The organism is Curtobacterium sp. L6-1 (genome assembly GCF_018885305.1).
Taxonomy (GTDB): domain Bacteria; phylum Actinomycetota; class Actinomycetes; order Actinomycetales; family Microbacteriaceae; genus Curtobacterium; species Curtobacterium aetherium.
On record NZ_CP076544.1, the window covers coordinates 2,793,332 to 2,809,981 of the forward strand.

General features: G+C 73.3%; 17 protein-coding genes. 5 read left to right on the forward strand and 12 right to left on the reverse strand.

The annotated features are described in order from the left end of the window. Positions 1-20: 20 nt before the first annotated feature. From hemC to hemE, 8 genes are all read right to left on the reverse strand, one after another. Positions 21-1,079: a hydroxymethylbilane synthase gene (gene hemC / locus KM842_RS12900; RefSeq protein WP_216258955.1), complete on the reverse strand. Its 1,059-nt coding sequence runs from the start codon at positions 1,077-1,079 to the stop codon at positions 21-23. Next, the gene (locus KM842_RS12905; RefSeq protein WP_216258957.1) at positions 1,076-2,311 is read right to left on the reverse strand and encodes a ferrochelatase; all 1,236 of its coding nucleotides are present in this window, start codon (positions 2,309-2,311) and stop codon (positions 1,076-1,078) included. Before KM842_RS12905 ends, hemC begins: the two co-directional genes overlap by 4 nt. After that, positions 2,308-3,045 carry a hydrogen peroxide-dependent heme synthase gene (hemQ, locus tag KM842_RS12910; RefSeq protein ID WP_216258959.1) on the reverse strand — a complete coding sequence of 246 codons (738 nt, stop codon included), beginning with the start codon at positions 3,043-3,045 and terminating at the stop codon, positions 2,308-2,310. The genes KM842_RS12905 and hemQ overlap by 4 nt, the downstream gene beginning before the upstream one ends. A gap of 111 nt (positions 3,046-3,156) precedes the next feature. After that, positions 3,157-3,399, reverse strand: coding sequence for a DUF3618 domain-containing protein (locus KM842_RS12915; protein ID WP_216258960.1), 243 nt, complete (start codon positions 3,397-3,399; stop codon positions 3,157-3,159). Between the two features lie 34 nt (positions 3,400-3,433). Next, a complete protein-coding gene (locus tag KM842_RS12920; protein ID WP_216258963.1) occupies positions 3,434-3,892 on the reverse strand; it encodes a phage holin family protein in 459 nt (152 codons plus the stop codon). Next, entirely contained in the window at positions 3,889-4,152 is a 264-nt protein-coding gene (locus KM842_RS12925) for a hypothetical protein (protein ID WP_216258965.1), read from the reverse strand. Before KM842_RS12925 ends, KM842_RS12920 begins: the two co-directional genes overlap by 4 nt. 116 nt (positions 4,153-4,268) lie before the next feature. Continuing rightward, the gene (locus KM842_RS12930) at positions 4,269-5,621 is read right to left on the reverse strand and encodes a protoporphyrinogen/coproporphyrinogen oxidase (RefSeq protein WP_216258967.1); all 1,353 of its coding nucleotides are present in this window, start codon (positions 5,619-5,621) and stop codon (positions 4,269-4,271) included. Beyond that, the gene (gene hemE / locus KM842_RS12935; RefSeq protein ID WP_216262418.1) at positions 5,618-6,739 is read right to left on the reverse strand and encodes a uroporphyrinogen decarboxylase; all 1,122 of its coding nucleotides are present in this window, start codon (positions 6,737-6,739) and stop codon (positions 5,618-5,620) included. The genes KM842_RS12930 and hemE overlap by 4 nt, the downstream gene beginning before the upstream one ends. A gap of 83 nt (positions 6,740-6,822) precedes the next feature. Here hemE and KM842_RS12940 point away from each other — a divergent pair, with 83 nt between their 5' ends. Beyond that, on the forward strand, positions 6,823-8,127 hold the full coding sequence (locus tag KM842_RS12940) for a glutamyl-tRNA reductase (protein ID WP_216258969.1): 1,305 nt from the start codon (positions 6,823-6,825) through the stop codon (positions 8,125-8,127). 80 nt (positions 8,128-8,207) lie between these two features. Further along, complete coding sequence (locus KM842_RS12945) at positions 8,208-8,567, forward strand: NUDIX hydrolase (protein WP_216262420.1); 360 nt, start codon at positions 8,208-8,210, stop codon at positions 8,565-8,567. Between the two features lie 106 nt (positions 8,568-8,673). On the opposite strand, the gene KM842_RS12950 is transcribed toward KM842_RS12945, so the two are convergent. Beyond that, positions 8,674-8,949, reverse strand: a complete 276-nt coding sequence (locus KM842_RS12950; RefSeq protein ID WP_216258971.1) for a hypothetical protein — start codon at positions 8,947-8,949, stop codon at positions 8,674-8,676. A gap of 133 nt (positions 8,950-9,082) precedes the next feature. Between KM842_RS12950 and KM842_RS12955 the strand changes: the two genes are divergently transcribed. Both KM842_RS12955 and KM842_RS12960 read left to right on the forward strand, forming a co-directional pair. Beyond that, positions 9,083-9,841: a DUF4232 domain-containing protein gene (locus tag KM842_RS12955; protein ID WP_216258973.1), complete on the forward strand. Its 759-nt coding sequence runs from the start codon at positions 9,083-9,085 to the stop codon at positions 9,839-9,841. A gap of 19 nt (positions 9,842-9,860) precedes the next feature. Beyond that, positions 9,861-10,373: a hypothetical protein gene (locus KM842_RS12960; RefSeq protein ID WP_216258975.1), complete on the forward strand. Its 513-nt coding sequence runs from the start codon at positions 9,861-9,863 to the stop codon at positions 10,371-10,373. 72 nt (positions 10,374-10,445) lie between these two features. On the opposite strand, the gene KM842_RS12965 is transcribed toward KM842_RS12960, so the two are convergent. The 3 genes from KM842_RS12965 to KM842_RS12975 form a co-directional block, all read right to left on the reverse strand. Beyond that, positions 10,446-11,519, reverse strand: coding sequence for a serine hydrolase (locus KM842_RS12965; protein WP_253206128.1), 1,074 nt, complete (start codon positions 11,517-11,519; stop codon positions 10,446-10,448). Continuing rightward, positions 11,519-13,483, reverse strand: coding sequence for a M13 family metallopeptidase (locus KM842_RS12970; RefSeq protein WP_216258977.1), 1,965 nt, complete (start codon positions 13,481-13,483; stop codon positions 11,519-11,521). Before KM842_RS12970 ends, KM842_RS12965 begins: the two co-directional genes overlap by 1 nt. Positions 13,484-13,558: 75 nt before the next feature. Continuing rightward, complete coding sequence (locus KM842_RS12975) at positions 13,559-15,070, reverse strand: hypothetical protein (RefSeq protein ID WP_216258979.1); 1,512 nt, start codon at positions 15,068-15,070, stop codon at positions 13,559-13,561. A gap of 114 nt (positions 15,071-15,184) precedes the next feature. On the opposite strand from KM842_RS12975, the gene KM842_RS12980 reads away from it, so the two are divergent. Beyond that, positions 15,185-16,537, forward strand: a complete 1,353-nt coding sequence (locus tag KM842_RS12980) for a uracil-xanthine permease family protein (RefSeq protein WP_216258980.1) — start codon at positions 15,185-15,187, stop codon at positions 16,535-16,537. Positions 16,538-16,650: the final 113 nt, after the last annotated feature.

Sequence of the window (16,650 nt, forward strand, 5' to 3'; positions counted from 1 at the left end):
TGTCGTCCGTGGTGCCCGCCCTACTCGGCCGGGGTCGCCAGACCGGGGCCGGCGGTGTACCCGGAGTCCGGCTCGTCCGACCCGGGACCGGCGGTACCGGGCAGGTCGGCGAGTTCGGCGGCACCGTTCTCGAGGAGTTCGGCGGCGACGCGTCCGGCGACCGAGACGGCGTCGTCGAGGCGGTCCTGCGCGGACCCGTCGAGCACGGCCGCGTGCGACGCGGTGCGGTACTCGGAGCCGTCCGGGCTGTAGACCGTCGCCGACACGAGGAGCATCTCGGCGTCGACCACGGCCGTGGCACCGATGGGCGCGGAGCAGCCGGCCTCGAGCTTCGCCAGGACCTCGCGCTCCGCCGTCACCGTCAGGCGGGTCGGGGCGTGCTCGATCTTCCGCAGCGCGGCGAGCAGGTTCCGGTCGGTCTCGTCGGCGCGGATCTCCACGGCGAGGGCACCCTGTCCGGGCGCACTCGGCCAGAAGCCCAGGTCGAGCAGTTCCGTCGCGGCGTCGAGGCGCCCGATGCGGCCGAGTCCGGCGGCGGCGAGCACGACGGCGTCGAGGTCGTCGTCGACACGGGCGAGCCGGGTGTCGATGTTGCCGCGGATGTCCACGACGTCGAGGTCGGGTCGGTCCGCCTTGAGCTGCGCCACACGACGCGGCGAGCCCGTGCCGACCTTGGCGCCCTCGGGCAGGGTCTCGACGGTCGCGCCGTTCCGCGCCACCAGGACGTCACGCGCGTCGGCGCGCTTCGGCACCGCGCCGATCGTGAGGCCCGGGTACGGCGCGGTCGGCAGGTCCTTGAGCGAGTGCACGAGCACGTCGACCTCGTCCGCCACGAGCGCCTCGCGCAGGGCCGACGCGAACACGCCGGTCCCGCCGAGGGACGCCAGGGAGGCGCGGTTCGTGTCGCCTTCGCTCGTCACCGTGACGAGTTCGACCGGACGGCCGGACGCCTTCGCGAGACGGTCGGCGACGTCCTGCGACTGCGCGACCGCCAGGCGGCTGGCACGGGTGCCGAGCCGGATCGGGGCCGGGCCGTCCTGCGCCGTGGTGCTGGGGTCGTCCGCGACGGCCTCGGTCACGGGGCGACGCCGGCGGCCGCGGGCTTGAACCCGGCGCGCACGTTCTCGCAGCAGCCCGGACGGCACACGTCGTACCAGGGGCCGATGTCGGTCAGGTGCGGGCGGTCGGCCTTCGGCGTCCCGTTGACGCGCTCGAGCACCAGGTCGACGAGACCGGACACGTACGCCGGGTCGACGCCGGGGGTCTGCGTGCGGAGCGACCAGAACCCGAGCTCACCGGCGGTCTCGGTGGCTTCCTCGTCGAGGTCCCACATGACCTCCATGTGGTCGCTCACGAAGCCGAGGGGCACGATGAGCACCGCGCGGGTCGGGCCGCCCTTGAGCTCCTCGTTCATGTAGTCGTTGATGTCGGGCTCGAGCCACGGCTGCGACGGGGGGCCGGAGCGCGACTGGTAGACGAGCTTCCAGGCGGGCTTCGACGTGCCCTGCAGGTGCGCGTGCTCGGGCTGCTCGAGCAGCTCCGACCAGGCCTGGTCGAGCACGACCTCGCCGACGGCCAGGTGCTGGGCCTCGTACGCGCCGTGCTCGTCGAAGCCGCGGTAGTCGGGGCCGGAGCGGGCGGCGTCGGTCGACGGGATCGAGTGCGTGGAGAACAGCACCTGCAGCTCGGTCGCGACGTCGAGGCCGTCGTTCTCGGCGATCGCGCGGGCCAGGCCGTCGCGGACACCGTCGACGAACGGGCGGACGAAGCCCGGGTGGTCGAAGAACTGGCGGATCTTGTCGATCTGGATCGTGTCGATCAGGCCGGTCTCGTCGAGGACGCGGGCGTAGTCCTCGCGGTACTGGCGGCAGCTGGAGAACGACGAGTAGGCGCTCGTGGCGATGGCGATGAGCTTGGTGTAGCCCTTGTCGGACGCCTCGGTGAAGGCCTCTTCGAGGTAGGGCTCCCAGTTGCGGTTGCCCCAGAGCACGGGCATGTCGATGCCCCGGCTGGCGAGTTCGCCCTCGAGGGCGGCCTTGAGCGCGCGGTTCTGCGCGTTGATCGGGCTGACGCCGCCGAAGTGGCGGTAGTGGTGCGCGACCTCTTCGAGGCGCTCGTCCGGGATGCCACGGCCACGGGTGACGTTGCGGAGGAACGGGATGACGTCGTCCTGGCCCTCGGGCCCGCCGAAGCCGGCGAGGAGGATCGCGTCGTACGCGGTCGGCACCTCGACGTGCTCGGGGCCGGACGCCGCCGCCGCGGTGGCGGCGAGGACGGGCTGTCCGTTCGTGATCATGCTGGTGTCGGTCATGACAGCACCTCCGGGAGTTCGGCGGTCGTCACACGACGACCCGTGTAGAAGGGCACTTCCTCGCGGACGTGCATGCGCGCCTCGGTGTAGCGGAGGTCGCGCATCAGGTCGACGAGGTCGACGAGGTCCGGGCTCTCGAGCGGCAGGATCCACTCGTAGTCGCCCAGGGCGAACGAGGCGATGGTGTTCGTGAGCACGCGGCGGTACTTCGCGCCGGCGATGCCGTGGTCGCGGAGCATCTTCGAGCGCTCGTCCTCGGGCAGGAGGTACCACTCGTAGGACCGGACGAACGGGTACACCGTGATCCAGGCCTCGGGGTCCTTGCCGCGCAGGAAGGCGGGGGTGTGGCGCTTGTTGAACTCGGCTTCGCGGTGCATCGCCATCGCGTGCCAGACCGGCTCGGCGTCGACGAAGAGCGCCGTGCGGCGGACGTCGCGCAGGACCGCCTGGATCGCCTGCGCGTCGTCGCCGTGCAGCCAGATCATGACGTCGGCGTCGGCCCGGAAGCCGGAGACGTCGTAGAAGCCTCGGACGGTGACACCGCGCTCGGCACCGGCGGCCACGACCGCGTCGAGCTCGGCGACGGCGTCGTCACCGCCACGCTGGACGGCGCCCACCGGGCGGCGGAAGACCGCCCAGAGTGCGTAGGCGGTGAGCAGGTTCGGGTCGATCCCGGATGCCGGGTCCGTCTCGTGTGCTGCGGTGGTTGCGGGTGCGGGCACGTCAGTGCTCATGGATCGGTCGTCCTCCACGATTGCCAGGGGTGTGGTTCGCCGGCCCCCTGCGCCGAGCGGGCGTCCGGGACGATCATCCACCGCGGCTCGCGCATGCTCGCCGCGTGTGGATCACCGCCGTCGGAGCACCGCTACGACGATACCCCCGACCACTGCCACTCCCGCTGCGAGACCGGCCAGGTAGGGCACCGGGTTCTCGTCGACGCCGCGCTTGACCTTCGACGCGGCGATGCCGAGCTGCTTCGGCACGTTGAGCTTGTCCTCGATGGCGTCGAGGGTGTCGAAGAGCTGGGCTCGGGTGGCGGCGACGCGGTCGGCGACGTCGCGGTGCTCGTCGTGCTGGGGGTCGGTCACTGGTCCTCCGGGGGAGTCGTGGGGATGACGGGCGTCAGAACCGGCCGTCGACGTCGGGCTTGCGCGATGCGCGCTGCGTCTCCGGGGTCGGCTTCTTGCCGAGGCCCTTGACCGCGTTGACGTCGTTCTTGACGCTCGCGATCGTGCGCTTCGGCGTGATCGGCAGGCCCTTCTTCAGGCGCTTCCAGCCGACGAGCCCGAGGATCGCGGCGACGATGAGCATCAGCACGGCGAGCAGCAGGGCTGCGAGCCACGCCGGCATCACGGTCGCGAGGCCCATCACCGCTGCGGTGAGGAGCACGCCGATCGCGTAGAGCACGATCACGAGTGCGGCGACGAGGATGCCGGCGGCGACGGCGAACACCTTCGCCTTGCCGATCATCTCGGCCTTCAGCAGCGCGATCTCGCCCTTGACCAGGTCCTTGACGAGGTCGGGGACGTCCTTCACGAGGCCGAACAGCGACCGCGACCGCCGGTCGCGAGTGTCGGTCATGAGATCTGCGACCCCTTGCCGGACGACTTCGAGCTCACCTTGCGGACGACCTTCTTGGTCTGCTCACCGATGAAGTCGGCGACGTCGGGCGTGCGGTCGGACACGAAGTCCTCGACCTGGTTCACGCTCTTCTGGACGCCGTTGCTGTTCCAGACCTTGCCGCTGACGGTCTTGATCTGCTCGTACCGCGCCCGTCCGGCTCGCGATCCCAGGACGTACCCGAGAGCTGCGCCGGCGACGAACAGGAGCTTTCCTCGCATGAGCGATTCCTCCGTTGGGTCAGTGTGCTTCGTGAGGCACCGTGCGTGGTCATGCACCGATCGGCATGTGTCCGACGGTTCACCCAACAGTAGCCCTCGGGCGGTCAGCGGTCCGCTCAGGAATCCAGGATGCGCTCAGCCGCGGTCCGGGCGGCGGTCACGATGCCGGAGAGCCCCCGTCCGGAGCTCGCCTCGCCGATGCCGACCACGCCCTCGGCCAGTCCGGCGGCCTCGGCGTCCGGCCCGTGCCAGCGGACGCGCGCGGCACCGACCACGTGCTCGGGCCCGACGGTCAGGCCCAGCAGCGCGGTCGCGTCCGTCGTGGCACGCGCGCTGTCCGGGCCGTCCGGGTCGACCGGGAGGCTCGTGGCCACCTCGTCCGCCCCCGTCGCGCCGGCAGCGCCGGTCGCCTGGTCCGCCCCTGCCGGGGGCAGGGCGTAGCTGAGACGCAGCACGTGCCTCCCGGCCGCCTGCTCCGCCAGCCACGGCCACTTCACGGTCGCGTGCGTGAGCGCCTTCGCGGCGACGCCGGTGGCGGCCGGGTGGACGAGCATCCCGGTGCCGCGCGGCGCGACGTCGAGCTCCGGACGGTCGACCACCAGGGTGACGAGCTCGATGCCCGAGCGGCGGGGGGCCGCGGCGCGCGCCGGGTCCGCGACGGTGGCGAGGACGTGGTCGGCCGCCAGGCGCTCGGTGGTGCCGTCCGCCGCGGTCGCCTCGACGGCGGCCCGCTCGACCCGGGTGGCCCGGGTGTGCAGCCGGACGTCGACGCGGTACGTGTCGAGGTCGGCGACGAGTTCGTCGACGAGCCGGGCGATGCCGCCGCGGAGGCCCTGCACCGCCGAACCGGCGACGGCCCGCCCGCGGAGCGCGAGCACCGCGCGGGCCAGGGACCCCTCCCGCTGCAGGGCCGCCCGCAGGCCCGGGGCCACGCGGTCCGGGTCGAGGTCGTCCGGGTGGGTGGAGTGCACGCCCGCGACGACCGGGACGACCAGGTCGTCGAGGACCTTCGCGCCCATCCGGCTCCGGACCATCGCGCCGAGCGAGGCGGCACGGGCCCCGACGGGCGAGGGCAGCAGCGCGTCCATCTGCGCGCGCAGGGCCCCGGGGCCGCCGACGACCGCGATGACGTCCGCGGCCATCGGGGTGCCCGGGATCCCGAGCAGCCCGGTCGAGGGGATCGGGGCCGTCCGACCGTCGCGGGTCATCAGCCAGGCGCCGCGGGGGTCCGGGGAGACGATGTCGTTGCCCAGGCCGAGCTCGATCGCCAGCGAGGACACGGCGTCGGTCCGGGTGGCGAAGGAGTCCGCCGCCATGTCGAGGTCGAGCCCGGCGACGGTGTGCCGACGGATCATGCCGCCGAGCGCGCCCGAGGCCTCGAGCAGCACGACGTGCGCGCCGCCCTTGGCCAGGTCCCGCGCGGCGACGAGCCCCGCGACGCCGCCACCGACCACGACGACGTCGGTCATGCCCCGGCGCTCCCGGTCCCGAGCCCCGTGCCGCCGAGCCCGGTTCCGTCGCCGAGGGAGTGGACGAGCTCGACGACGCGGGTGAGCACAGTCGGGTCGGTCTCCGGCGGGACACCGTGCCCGAGGTTCACCACGTGGGCGCGGGCGGTGCCCCCACGGCGGACGACGTCGCGGACGTGGGCCTCGAGGACCGCCCACGGGGCCGCGAGCATGGCGGGGTCGATGTTGCCCTGCACCGTGCGGGCGGCACCCACGCGCTGCACGGCCTCGTCGAGGGGCAGCCGCCAGTCGACGCCGACCGCGTCCACCGCGTCGCCGTGCCCGCCGACGGTCGCCATGTCCGCCAGGACCTCGCCGCTGCCGACGCCGAAGTGGATACGCGGCACGCCCAGGTCGGTCACGTGCCCGAGGGCCCGTGCCGAGTGCGGGGCCACGCGGCCGACGTAGTCCGCGCGGGAGAGCGAGCCGACCCACGAGTCGAAGAGCTGCGCCGCCGAGGCCCCGGCGAGCACCTGGGCGCGGAGGAACGCCCCCGACACGTCGGCGGCCCAGTCGAGCAGCCGTGACCAGGTCTCCGGGTCGGCGTGCATCATGGTCCGCGCGCGGATGTGGTCCTTCGACGGCCCACCCTCGACCAGGTAGGCGGCCAGGGTGAAGGGGGCGCCGGCGAACCCGATGAGCGGGGTGCTGCCGAGCTCGCCGACCGTGCGGGCGACCGCCTCGGTGATGGGGGCCAGCGCCTCCGGCTCGAGGCGGCCGAGCGCGTCGACGTCCGCGGCGGAGCGCACCGGTGCGCCGAGGACCGGACCACGACCGGGGACGATCTCGACGTCCACGCCCGCGAGCTTGATCGGCACGACGATGTCGCTGAAGAAGATGCCGGCGTCGACCCCGTGCCGGCGGACCGGCTGCAGCGTGATCTCCGACGCCAGGGCCGGATCGAGGCACGCGTCGAGCATCGCCGTGCCCACGCGGAGCTCGCGGTACTCGGGCAGCGACCGGCCGGCCTGCCGCATGAACCAGACCGGCAGCGTCTCGGGTCGGTCGCCGCGGAGGGCCCGGACGAGCCGCGACCCGGCGGTGCGGCCGTCGCTGAGCGGATGGGTGGCAGGGAGCACGTCGGTCACCGGATGATTCTCGCACCGCGAACAGGACCGTTCCCCGACCCGCTGCTCCGGGTGCCGGGGTTACCATTGAACACGTGCTCATCTGTCTCACGGCGTCGCATCGCAACGCCAGCTTCGACCTCCTGGAGCGTCTGAGCATCGGAGCACCCGCGGCCGCCAGCCACCTGGTCACGGACTCGGACGTCCTGGACGGCGCCGTGGTCCTCGCCACGTGCAACCGCTTCGAGGCCTACCTGGACATCGCCGGGGACGACGCCGCCGCCGTGCGCGCCACGGTCGAGGCGGTCTCGGCAGCGAGCGAACTGCAGGCGGACGAGGTCCTCGATTCCGTGCAGGTCCTGGGCGGCGGGGACGTCGTGCAGCACCTCTTCGCCGTGTCGAGCGGGCTGGAGTCCGTCGTCGTCGGCGAGACCGAGATCTCCGGCCAGGTCCGTCGGGCCCTCGAGGACGCCCGCCGCAACGGCACCACCACCTCCGACCTCGAGCGCCTCTTCCAGGAGGCCGCGCACACCTCCCGCGGCGTCAAGACCCGCACGCGCATCGGGGCAGCCGGTCGCTCGCTCGTCCGACTCGGCCTCGAGCTGGCCTCGTCGCGGATCACCGACTGGGCCGAGGCCCGTGTCCTCCTGGTCGGCACCGGCAGCTACGCCGCCACCACCATCGCCGCGCTCCGCGACCGCGGCGCCGAGCACATCCAGGTCTTCTCACCCTCCGGCCGCGCACCCTGGTTCGCCGCCAAGCACGACCTCGTCGCCGCACCCGACCTGCGGGCCGCGATCGGCCAGAGCGACGTCGTCATCACCTGCACCTCGAGCGAGGTCCCGGTCGTCGAGGCCTGCGACCTCGACGACGGCGCCCGCCGCATCGTCATCGACCTCGGGCTCCCCCGCAACGTCCACCCCGACGCGGCCGACGTCGAGGGCGTCGAGCTGCTCGACCTCGAGACGATCAGCATCCACGCCCCGATCGCCGAGCTGAACGCCGAGACCGAGGCCCGCGCGATCGTCGACGACGCCGTGTCCCGCTTCCGCGCGCAGGCCCTCGAACAGTCGACCACCCCCGCGCTGGTCGCCCTCCGCAAGCACGTGTTCGACATCCTCGACGACGAGATCGACCGCGTGAAGCGCCGCGGGGACACGACCCCCGAGTCCGCCGAGCAGACCGAGCGGGCACTCCGGCATCTGGTGGGCGTGCTCCTGCACCGCCCGTCCGTGCGGGCACGTGAGCTCGGTCGCGCCGGTCGTGGGGACGACTTCACCGGCGCGCTCGACGCCCTCTTCGGGGTGCGGCCCGAGCCCGTCGCGGACGTGCCGTCCGCCGTCGTGCCGCTGGCCGACCGGGCGGCGCGCATGCGCGACGACGAGGCGGACGCGAGCTGACCGGCTCGGTCGATCCGGGCCTCCCGGCGCCCGTCCTGCGGGTCAGCGCGCTGCTGCTCGTCCGCGACCGCCGCGTGCTCATGGTGCGCGCCCGCGGACGCGACGTCCTCTACCTGCCCGGCGGCAAGGTCGAACCGGGTGAGAGCGCGGTCGACGCGGCCGTCCGCGAGGCGTTCGAGGAGACCGGACTCCGGCTCACCCCCGACGACGTCGAGGCGTTCGCGACCGTCACCGAGCCCGCACACGGGCAGGCGCCCGGCACGGTCGTCGCGATGGCGCTGTTCCTGGCCCGGCCGGGAGGCACGCTCGACTCCGCCACGCCCGTCGCCTCGGCGGAGGTGGACGAGGTGGAGTGGGTCACCTCCGCCGACGCGGGACGCTGCCCGCCCGCCGGGGTCGAGACGCTGCGCCTGCTGACGCAGGCGGGGTTGATCGACTGAACCCGGCGGGCTGGGCGCCCCTCGACACCGGCCGGGTGCCGGGGCGTCACGCCCGCGTTGCGCGCGGTCGGTGTACCGCCGTCACGCCCCGGCGGTGGGGCACTCGCTACTGGTCGCGGTCGCTGTAGTGACCGGTCGCCTCGGGGCCGGCCGGCTCGGCGTCGCCGGGGATGTCGGACTCGACGTACTCGCCCTCCTCGCCCTCGGACTCCGGACGCCGCTCGCCCGGGATGTCGCTGGACACGAACTCGCCGACCGGCTCGTCGTCGGTGACGCGGCGGTCCCCGGGGATCTCGCTGTCCACGAACTCACCGGCCCGCTCGTCCACGCCGTCCGCCCGGTCCTCGTCGCCGCGTGCTGCCTCGTGCTTGCCTGCTGCCATCGGTCTGTCCTTCCGTGTCGGCCCGTCGTCGTCGACGAGCACGCTGCCGATCCTGCCCGATCCGGCTGGGACGCGGTGCGGATCTGAGAGGACGTGCGGAGCAGTTCCGCCGTGGAAGTGGTTGTCTGGCGGCATGGGACTGAGCAGGGGTGGACGGAGCCGGCGGACGACGACCCGGGCGGTGGTGTCGAGTGCGGGGGTGCTGGCGGCCGCGGTGCTCGTGCTGAGCGGGTGCGCGAGCGGGTCGGGCGGGTCCGACGAGACGGCAGCACCCGTGCCGACCGCGTCCGACACCCCGTCGAGCAGCGCCCCCACGACCCCGACGACGACCGCTCCGACCTCCGGCGCCACTCCGGGTGCGGACGCGACCGGGTCCGGCGCGGCCGGCTCGGGGTCGGCTGGCTCCGGCGCGGCGGGCTCGGGGTCGGCTGGCTCCGGGTCGGCCGGACGGGACGCGTGCGCGGTGGCGGACCTGGCCGGGTCGATCGAACCGGGCAGCGGCGGCGCGGCGGGCAGCGTCGTCGTGCACCTCGCGCTCCGCAACACCGGCACGACGACCTGCACGGTGCAGGGGTGGCCGGGCGTCTCCTTCGTCGGTGGTGGCGACGGGACGCAGATCGGTGCCCCGGCCACGCTCGACCGCTCTGCGCCGCACCCCACGGTGTCCCTCGCGCCGGGCAGCACGGCGGTCGCGCCCCTCAAGGTCACCCGTGCCGAGAACGTCCCGTCGAGCGACTGCTCCCCGGTGACGCCCGAGGGCTTCCGCGTCTACCCGCCCGGGTCGGAGCAGTCGCTGTTCGTCGCCGCCACGTCGTACACGGCCTGCCGGTCCTCGGACACGCGGCTGCTCTCGGTGCAGGCGTTCGTGGCGGAGGGTCAGGCGACCGACTGACCTGCACCATGATGAGCAGGTGAGCACGTACCGAACCGTCACCGGCCCCGACGACCTCGAGGGGCGCTGGGTCGTCGTCGACGACGATGACGACGAGGTCGAACTCCTCGAGGACGTCGAGTGGGAGCGGCCCCGACGCGGGCAGCCCGCCCTCCCCGAGGGGCAGCGGAAGGTCGTCACCGCCGGGACGCACCGGTTCACGGTGGGACAGACGGTCGAGCTCGCGGAGGGGGCGGCCCTCGAGACCGGGTTCCGCGACGCCGTTCGGTCGCTCTGGCGGTCGATCGTCGCCCCGGTCAGCTCGCTGCTCGTCTTCGCGGCACTGCACCTCGTCCACACCCCGTGGCTCGACGAGTCCGTGGTGCGCCGCACGATCGTGCTGGTCGTGGCCACGATCCCGGTCGTCCTGGGCATCCTCGGGGTGCTGAACGGGCTGACGCGTTCGGCGGACGGCAGGGTCACGCGGGCACTGGCGGGGCCGCGGATGCGGGAGGCGTTCGACCGGCAGCGGGGTGGGGGCGTGACGGTCTGAGGTGCGGGCGGCGCGGTCAGCGCTCGGCGCGGTGGGCGCTGGGCGGGGGCGGTGCGGTCCGGTCGTGCGTGATCAGCGTCGGGCCGGGGCGTGCACGACCTCGAGCACCTCGGTGCCCATCGTGCGGAGGGCCTCGACCACCGCGAGGCGCCGCTGCAACGAGTCGTCCTCGAACCGCACCGTGACGGCGTAGCAGACCGACGACGCCGGACCCCGGAGGACGCCGGCCTCGGCCCGCACCCCGGGCCCCGACCCCGTGACCGCGACCGACTGCAGGCCGTGGTCGAGCGACCGGTGTGCCAGTGGGTCGAGGCCGAAGGACCCCGCGACGAGGGACAGGTCCGCGGCGAGGGACAACCAGCCGAGGACCCGGTTCGACACGGCGTCGTCCACCACCTCGCCGAGTGCGAGCCCGCGGAGGAGCCAGCTGAGCTCGCCGGCGGCTGCGACCGAGACGTCCGGCGCGTCGTCCGGTCCGCGGCGGTCGCGCACCCGGTCGATGAGGGCGGTCCGCTCGATGCCGAGGGACTCCGCCCGGGCACGCACGGCGTCGATCCCGACCGTGGTGAGGAGTGCGTTCGTCGCCCAGGCGTCGGCCGTCGCACCGACCAGCGTCGCGAGGTCGGGCACCTGCATGGTCGGCTCCTGCAGGAACTGCCAGAGCCCCGCACCGGTCGCGGTGTCCCGGGCCATGCGCTGCAGCCGGTCGCCGTGCAGACGGCCGTCCTCGAGCTGGGCGGCGACCTCGATGAGCAGGAGCACCCGCCCGAGGCTCGCCACGGGCTGCACGAGACGGTCGTCAATCGCGAGGAGGGCCCGGCCGGTGGACGTGTCGATGATCGACACGCTCACACCGGCGCCGTCCTGGGCGATCGTGCCGAGTGCCTCGGTCGTCGCGGTGAAGCGCTCGTCCGCGCCGCCGCGGTGCTTGCCACGGTTGCGACCACCGCCGCCCGCTCGTCCTCCGCCTGCTCGGCCGCCACCGGCGCTGTTCCCGGGGGTGGTCCCACCGTCGGTGGTTCCGCCGCCGGTGGTTCCGCCGCCAGTGCCCCCATCGCCGGTGGTCCCGTCGCCGGTGCTCCCGTCGCCGGTCGGGCGACCGTGGCGACGCCGGCGCGACGAGTGCGACGCGTCCGGCTCCCCCATCACCAGATGGCGACGCGCTCGGCCGGGGCCAGGTACATCGCGTCGCTGTCCGAGACGTCGAAGGTGTCGTAGTAGACGTCGATGTTGCGGACGATCTGGTTGCACCGGAACTCGTTCGGCGAGTGCGGGTCGATGCTCAGCAGCCGCGCCGCCTCCTCCGGACGGATCGCCATCCGCCAGGCCTGCGCCCAGCTGAGGAAGAACCGCTGGGCGCCGGTCAGCCCGTCGATCACCGGGGGCTCGGCGCCGTCGAGCGAGATCAGGTAGGCCTTCCACGCGATCGAGAGGCCGCCGAGGTCACCGATGTTCTCGCCGATCGTCAGGGCGCCGTTGACGTGGCCGTCCGGCACCTCGGTCGGGACGAGGGCGTCGTACTGCGCGATCAGGGCCTTCGTCCGCTCCTCGAACGCCTGCCGGTCCGCCTCGGTCCACCAGTTCTGCAGGCGACCGTCGCCGTCGTACTGCGAGCCCTGGTCGTCGAAGCCGTGCCCGATCTCGTGCCCGATGACCGCACCGATCGCGCCGTAGTTGGCGGCGGCGTCCCGGCTGGCGTCGAAGAACGGGAACTGCAGGATCGCCGCGGGGAACACGATCTCGTTGAAGCCCGGGTTGTAGTACGCGTTGATCGTCTGCGGGGTCATGAACCACTCGTCGCGGTCGATCGGCTTGCCGATCTTGCCGAGCTCGCGGTCGACCTGGAACGAGGCGATCGCCCGGACGTTGCCGAGCAGGTCGTCGGCGGTGATCGGCAGCGCGGAGTAGTCGCGCCACTTCACCGGGTAGCCGATCTTCGGCGTGAACTTCTCGAGCTTGTCGAGCGCACGGGCGCGGGTCTCGTCGGTCATCCACTCGAGGCCGGTGATGCTCTGGCGGTAGGCCTCGACCAGGTTGGCGACGAGGTCGTCCATCGTCGCCTTCGAGGTCTCGTCGAAGTGCTCCTCGACGTAGATGCGCCCGACGGCCTCGCCCATCGCGCCCTCGACCAGCGAGACGCCGCGCTTCCAGCGGTCGCGCTGCTTCGGCGCACCGGTCAGTGCGGTCCCGTAGAACGAGAAACTCGTGGCCGAGAACGCACTGGTCAGGTACGGAGCGGACGCCCGGATGACCTGCCAGCAGAGCCAGTCCTTCCAGACCGGGAGGGGCTGCTCGCGGAAGAGCTGGGCCAGGCCCGTGATGAACGAAGGCTGCCGCACCACGACGGTGTCGAACGCACCGGAGGGTGCCGCGATCGCGTCCCACCAGATGCGGAGGTCGACGCCCTCGGCGAGCGCCGACACCTCGTCCCAGGGCAGCTTGTTGTAGGTCTTCTGGCTGTCGCGGGTGGCGACGTTGTCCCAGTGGGCCGAGGCGATCGCGGTCTCGAGGGCGATCACGTGCTCGGTGCGGTCGCCGCTCTCGTCGTAGCCGGCCAGCGGGAACATCGAACCGACGAACTCGCGGTACTTCTCGCGGATGTCGGCGAAGCGCTCCTCGCGGTAGTACGACTCGTCGGGCAGACCGAGACCGGACTGCTCGAGGAAGACGATGTACGCGTCGGGGTCGCCCGGGTCGTTGTCGACGAAGAGCTGGATGAAGCTCGGCAGACCGAGGCGCTCGAAGCGGCCGACCATGCGCAGGACGTCGTTCTTGTCCTCGATCGCGGCGATGTCGGCCAGCAGCGGCTCGATCGGTGCGGAGCCGAGCGACTCGAGGGCGGTCTCGTCGGTGAAGGACGTGAAGAGGTCGCCGACCTTCCGCTGCTCCGTGCCGGGCGCCGCGGTCTGGGCGCGCTCGATGATGGTCCGGACGGCTGCTTCGGCCTCCTCGGCGAGGACGGTGAACGAGCCGTACCGGGCCTTGTCGTCCGGGATCGGGGTGTCGTCGATCCAGCGGCCGTTGACGTGCCGGTAGAGGTCGTCCTGCGGCCGCACCGACTCGTCGAGTTCGTCGGTGCGGATTCCGGTGGTGCCTGCGACGTCGGTCATGGTCCCCACGATAGCCATCGGCACCCCGTCCGCCACCCGGTGCTCGCTCACCGACCTGTCTCCGTCCGCACGGGATCACCGACGACCGGCGGCGCGCCGACGCAGGACCCCGGCGAGCGGGAGTGCGGCGACCCCGAGGGCGACCATCGCGAGGGCGGCGACCGCCGGCCGGGCGACCTCGGTGCCGGTGTACGCGAGCCGTCCGCTGCCGACCCGGCCGTCCGTGGTCCGGAGCCGGGCGGCGGAGGGGCGGGGGGCCTCCCCGCCGAGGAGGACGCTGCCGCCGGTCGGACCGACCGCACCGCTGCCGGGGCTCGTGCCGGTCCCGCCGCCGGTCCCCGCACCACCGGCCTCGCCGCCACCGCCGATGCCGCCGCCGTCGCCGGGGCCCGGACGTGACGGCAGCGCCGGCAGCACGAGCCGGAGGCCGCCCTGCTCGACGTCGTGCACACGCTGCCGGGCCACCACCGTGCCGGCCGGGAGGTCGTCGCGCGGGACGACGAGCTCCCACGACCGTCCGATGCGGGTGCGGAGCGGCTCGCCGGACGCGTCGGTCAGGGTGGTGCCGGCGTCGTCCTCGAGCGTGACGGTGCCACCGACCTCGCCGGTGCCGCTGAGCCGGATGCGCCCGTCCGCGAGCTCCTCGACGGTGCCGGTGAGGGCGAGCGGGATCGTGATCCGGGCTTCCGTCCGTCCGAGTTCGTCCGTGCCGTCGTGCGCGATGACGGTGAGGACGTCGAACCGCACCCCGTCGGGGACGGGGAGGTCCGTCCGCCACGAGGTGCCGTCACCCACGTGGACGACGACCGGCTCGCCGTCCGCACCGGTGACGGGCCCGCGCGCGTCCTCGACGGTCACGGTGCTGCCCGCTGGTGCCCGGCCGTCCAGGGAGATGCGGTCGGTCTGCCGGGACGCGACGGCGTGCGCGACCGTGGGGGCGCCGGAGAGCTCGTAGACGTCGTCGACGCCGCCGTTCTGGGTCCCGTCGAAGTACTGGGCGGCCTCGACGTGGTGGCGACCGAAGGACAGGTCGCGCAGCAGGACGTGCCAGGTCCCGTCCTCGTGGACGTCGGTCTCGGTGGCGGGTGCTCCGTCGACCGTGAGGACCATCCGCGCTCCCGGGTGCCCGGTGCCGTCCAGGTCGATCGTGCGTCCGATGCCGTCGACGGTCGCGAGCACGTCGGGTGGGAGCAGGATGAGCATCTCGACCGGGAGGTCGACCGACTGCCCGGTGACCTGGGACGTCACACGGATCACGTGCTCACCCGGACGGACCCGCACCCGGGCTTCCCAGTGCCCGTCCACGTCGCCCTCGGCCCAGACGGGCTCGAGGACGTCACCACCGACCTCGACGCTCTCGCCGGTCGGGACCGTGCCCGTGACGGTGACGACACCCGGGCCGTGGGCGATCGAGCGGACGCCCGCCGTGAAGTCGACCCGCGCCGCACGGTCGGTGCCCACCGGGCGGGACTGCTCCCCCGCGGCTGCCGACGCGGGATTGGCCGCGAGCACGGGGACGGCAGTCAGGGCGGCGACCGCGAGCGCGGCGACGACCGCGGGGACGATGACGGGACAGGTGGTGCGCACGGGACTCCTCGTGATGTTCCACACACCATATCCGGGAGCGGCGACGTCGGCGTGGTTCTCCACAGGACGATCCGGGAGGCCCACGACAGCCCGGCCGCCCGCTACGGTCGTCGCATGGGACTTCCGTGGAAGCTGCACGGCGACGGCCGCACCGTCGCCGCATCGGCCATCGTGGCGCCGGACGAGCGCCTCACCTGGGGCCGCACGATCGGGCTCGGCGTGCAGCACGTCGTGGCGATGTTCGGCGCCACCTTCCTCGTGCCGCTCATCACCGGCTTCCCGCCGTCGACGACGCTGCTCTTCAGCGGTGTCGGCACCATCCTGTTCCTGCTCGTCACCGGGAACCGCCTGCCGAGCTACCTCGGCTCGTCGTTCGCGTTCCTCGCGCCGATCGGGGCCGCCACGAAGATCGGCGGCATCCCGCTCGCGCTGTCCGGGATCATCGTCGTCGGCGCCCTGCTGGCCGTGGTCGGACTGATCGTGCACCTGGCCGGCGCCGGCTGGATCGACCGCCTCATGCCACCGGTGGTCTCGGGAGCGATCGTCGCCCTCATCGGCTTCAACCTCGCTCCGGCGGCACGGGACAACTTCGTGAAGGCGCCGGTCATCGCACTGGTCACCCTCGCCGCGATCGTCCTGTGCACCGTGCTGTTCAAGGGGCTCGTCGGCCGGCTGTCGATCGTGGTCGGTGTCGTCGTGGGCTACGTCGCGGCGTTGCTCGCCGGTGAGGTCGACCTCGGCGCGGTCGCCGACGCCGCCTGGGTCGGGCTGCCGACGTTCACGGCACCGGCGTTCGACCTGTCCCAGACGGCCGTCTACCTCGGGTTCCTGCCGGTCGTGCTCGCCCTGGTCGCCGAGAACGTCGGACACGTCAAGGGCGTCGGCCAGCTGACCGGGCGCGACCTCACGCCGCTGACCGGTCGGGCACTGTTCGCCGACGGGATCTCGACCGTGCTCGCCGGGGTCGGCGGCGGCTCGGCCACGACCACCTACGGCGAGAACATCGGCGTCATGGCGGCGACGCGGGTGTTCTCCACGGCGGCGTACTGGGTCGCGGCGATCGCAGCCGTGCTGCTCGGGCTCTCACCGAAGATCGGTGCGGTCATCTCGACCGTGCCCCCCGGTGTCCTCGGCGGCGCGACCACCGCGCTGTACGGCCTCATCGGGGTGATCGGCATCCGCATCTGGGTGGAGAACCGCGTCGACTTCGCCAAGCCCAAGAACCAGCTCACCGCGGGCATCGCGCTCATCATGGGCATCGCTGACTTCACGTTCTCGTTCGGCGGTGCGACCTTCGGGGGCATCATCATCGGCACCATCGCGGCGATCGTGGTCTACCACGTGATGGACCTCATCGGCCGTGCGCGTGGGACGGACCCGGCGACCCCGGACGCCACCGACGCCGACCGGGCCGCGACCGGCGGGATTCCCGTCGAACCGCGGGTCGCCGGGCGCAAGCGCGACTGAGCGCAGGCGTGGGCGCGGGCGCGGGCGCAACCGCGACCGCGACCGCGCCGGCAGGTGGTCCGGGGCGGCGCCCCGGGACCGACCGGTCGACGGACCCCCGTGCCCGGCGGGCG

What these genes read in the sequence shown, in the direction of transcription:
- KM842_RS12920 (WP_216258963.1), bottom strand. Translation starts at nt 3,892, where the DNA reads ATGACCGACACTCGCGACCGGCGGTCGCGGTCGCTGTTCGGCCTCGTG.
- hemQ (WP_216258959.1), bottom strand. Translation starts at nt 3,045, where the DNA reads ATGAGCACTGACGTGCCCGCACCCGCAACCACCGCAGCACACGAGACG.
- KM842_RS12950 (WP_216258971.1), bottom strand. Translation starts at nt 8,949, where the DNA reads ATGGCAGCAGGCAAGCACGAGGCAGCACGCGGCGACGAGGACCGGGCG.
- KM842_RS12905 (WP_216258957.1), bottom strand. Translation starts at nt 2,311, where the DNA reads ATGACCGACACCAGCATGATCACGAACGGACAGCCCGTCCTCGCCGCC.
- KM842_RS12945 (WP_216262420.1), top strand. Translation starts at nt 8,208, where the DNA reads ATGGTGCGCGCCCGCGGACGCGACGTCCTCTACCTGCCCGGCGGCAAG.
- KM842_RS12930 (WP_216258967.1), bottom strand. Translation starts at nt 5,621, where the DNA reads ATGACCGACGTCGTCGTGGTCGGTGGCGGCGTCGCGGGGCTCGTCGCC.
- KM842_RS12980 (WP_216258980.1), top strand. Translation starts at nt 15,185, where the DNA reads ATGGGACTTCCGTGGAAGCTGCACGGCGACGGCCGCACCGTCGCCGCA.
- KM842_RS12925 (WP_216258965.1), bottom strand. Translation starts at nt 4,152, where the DNA reads ATGCGAGGAAAGCTCCTGTTCGTCGCCGGCGCAGCTCTCGGGTACGTC.
- KM842_RS12955 (WP_216258973.1), top strand. Translation starts at nt 9,083, where the DNA reads ATGGGACTGAGCAGGGGTGGACGGAGCCGGCGGACGACGACCCGGGCG.
- KM842_RS12970 (WP_216258977.1), bottom strand. Translation starts at nt 13,483, where the DNA reads ATGACCGACGTCGCAGGCACCACCGGAATCCGCACCGACGAACTCGAC.
- KM842_RS12965 (WP_253206128.1), bottom strand. Translation starts at nt 11,519, where the DNA reads ATGGGGGAGCCGGACGCGTCGCACTCGTCGCGCCGGCGTCGCCACGGT.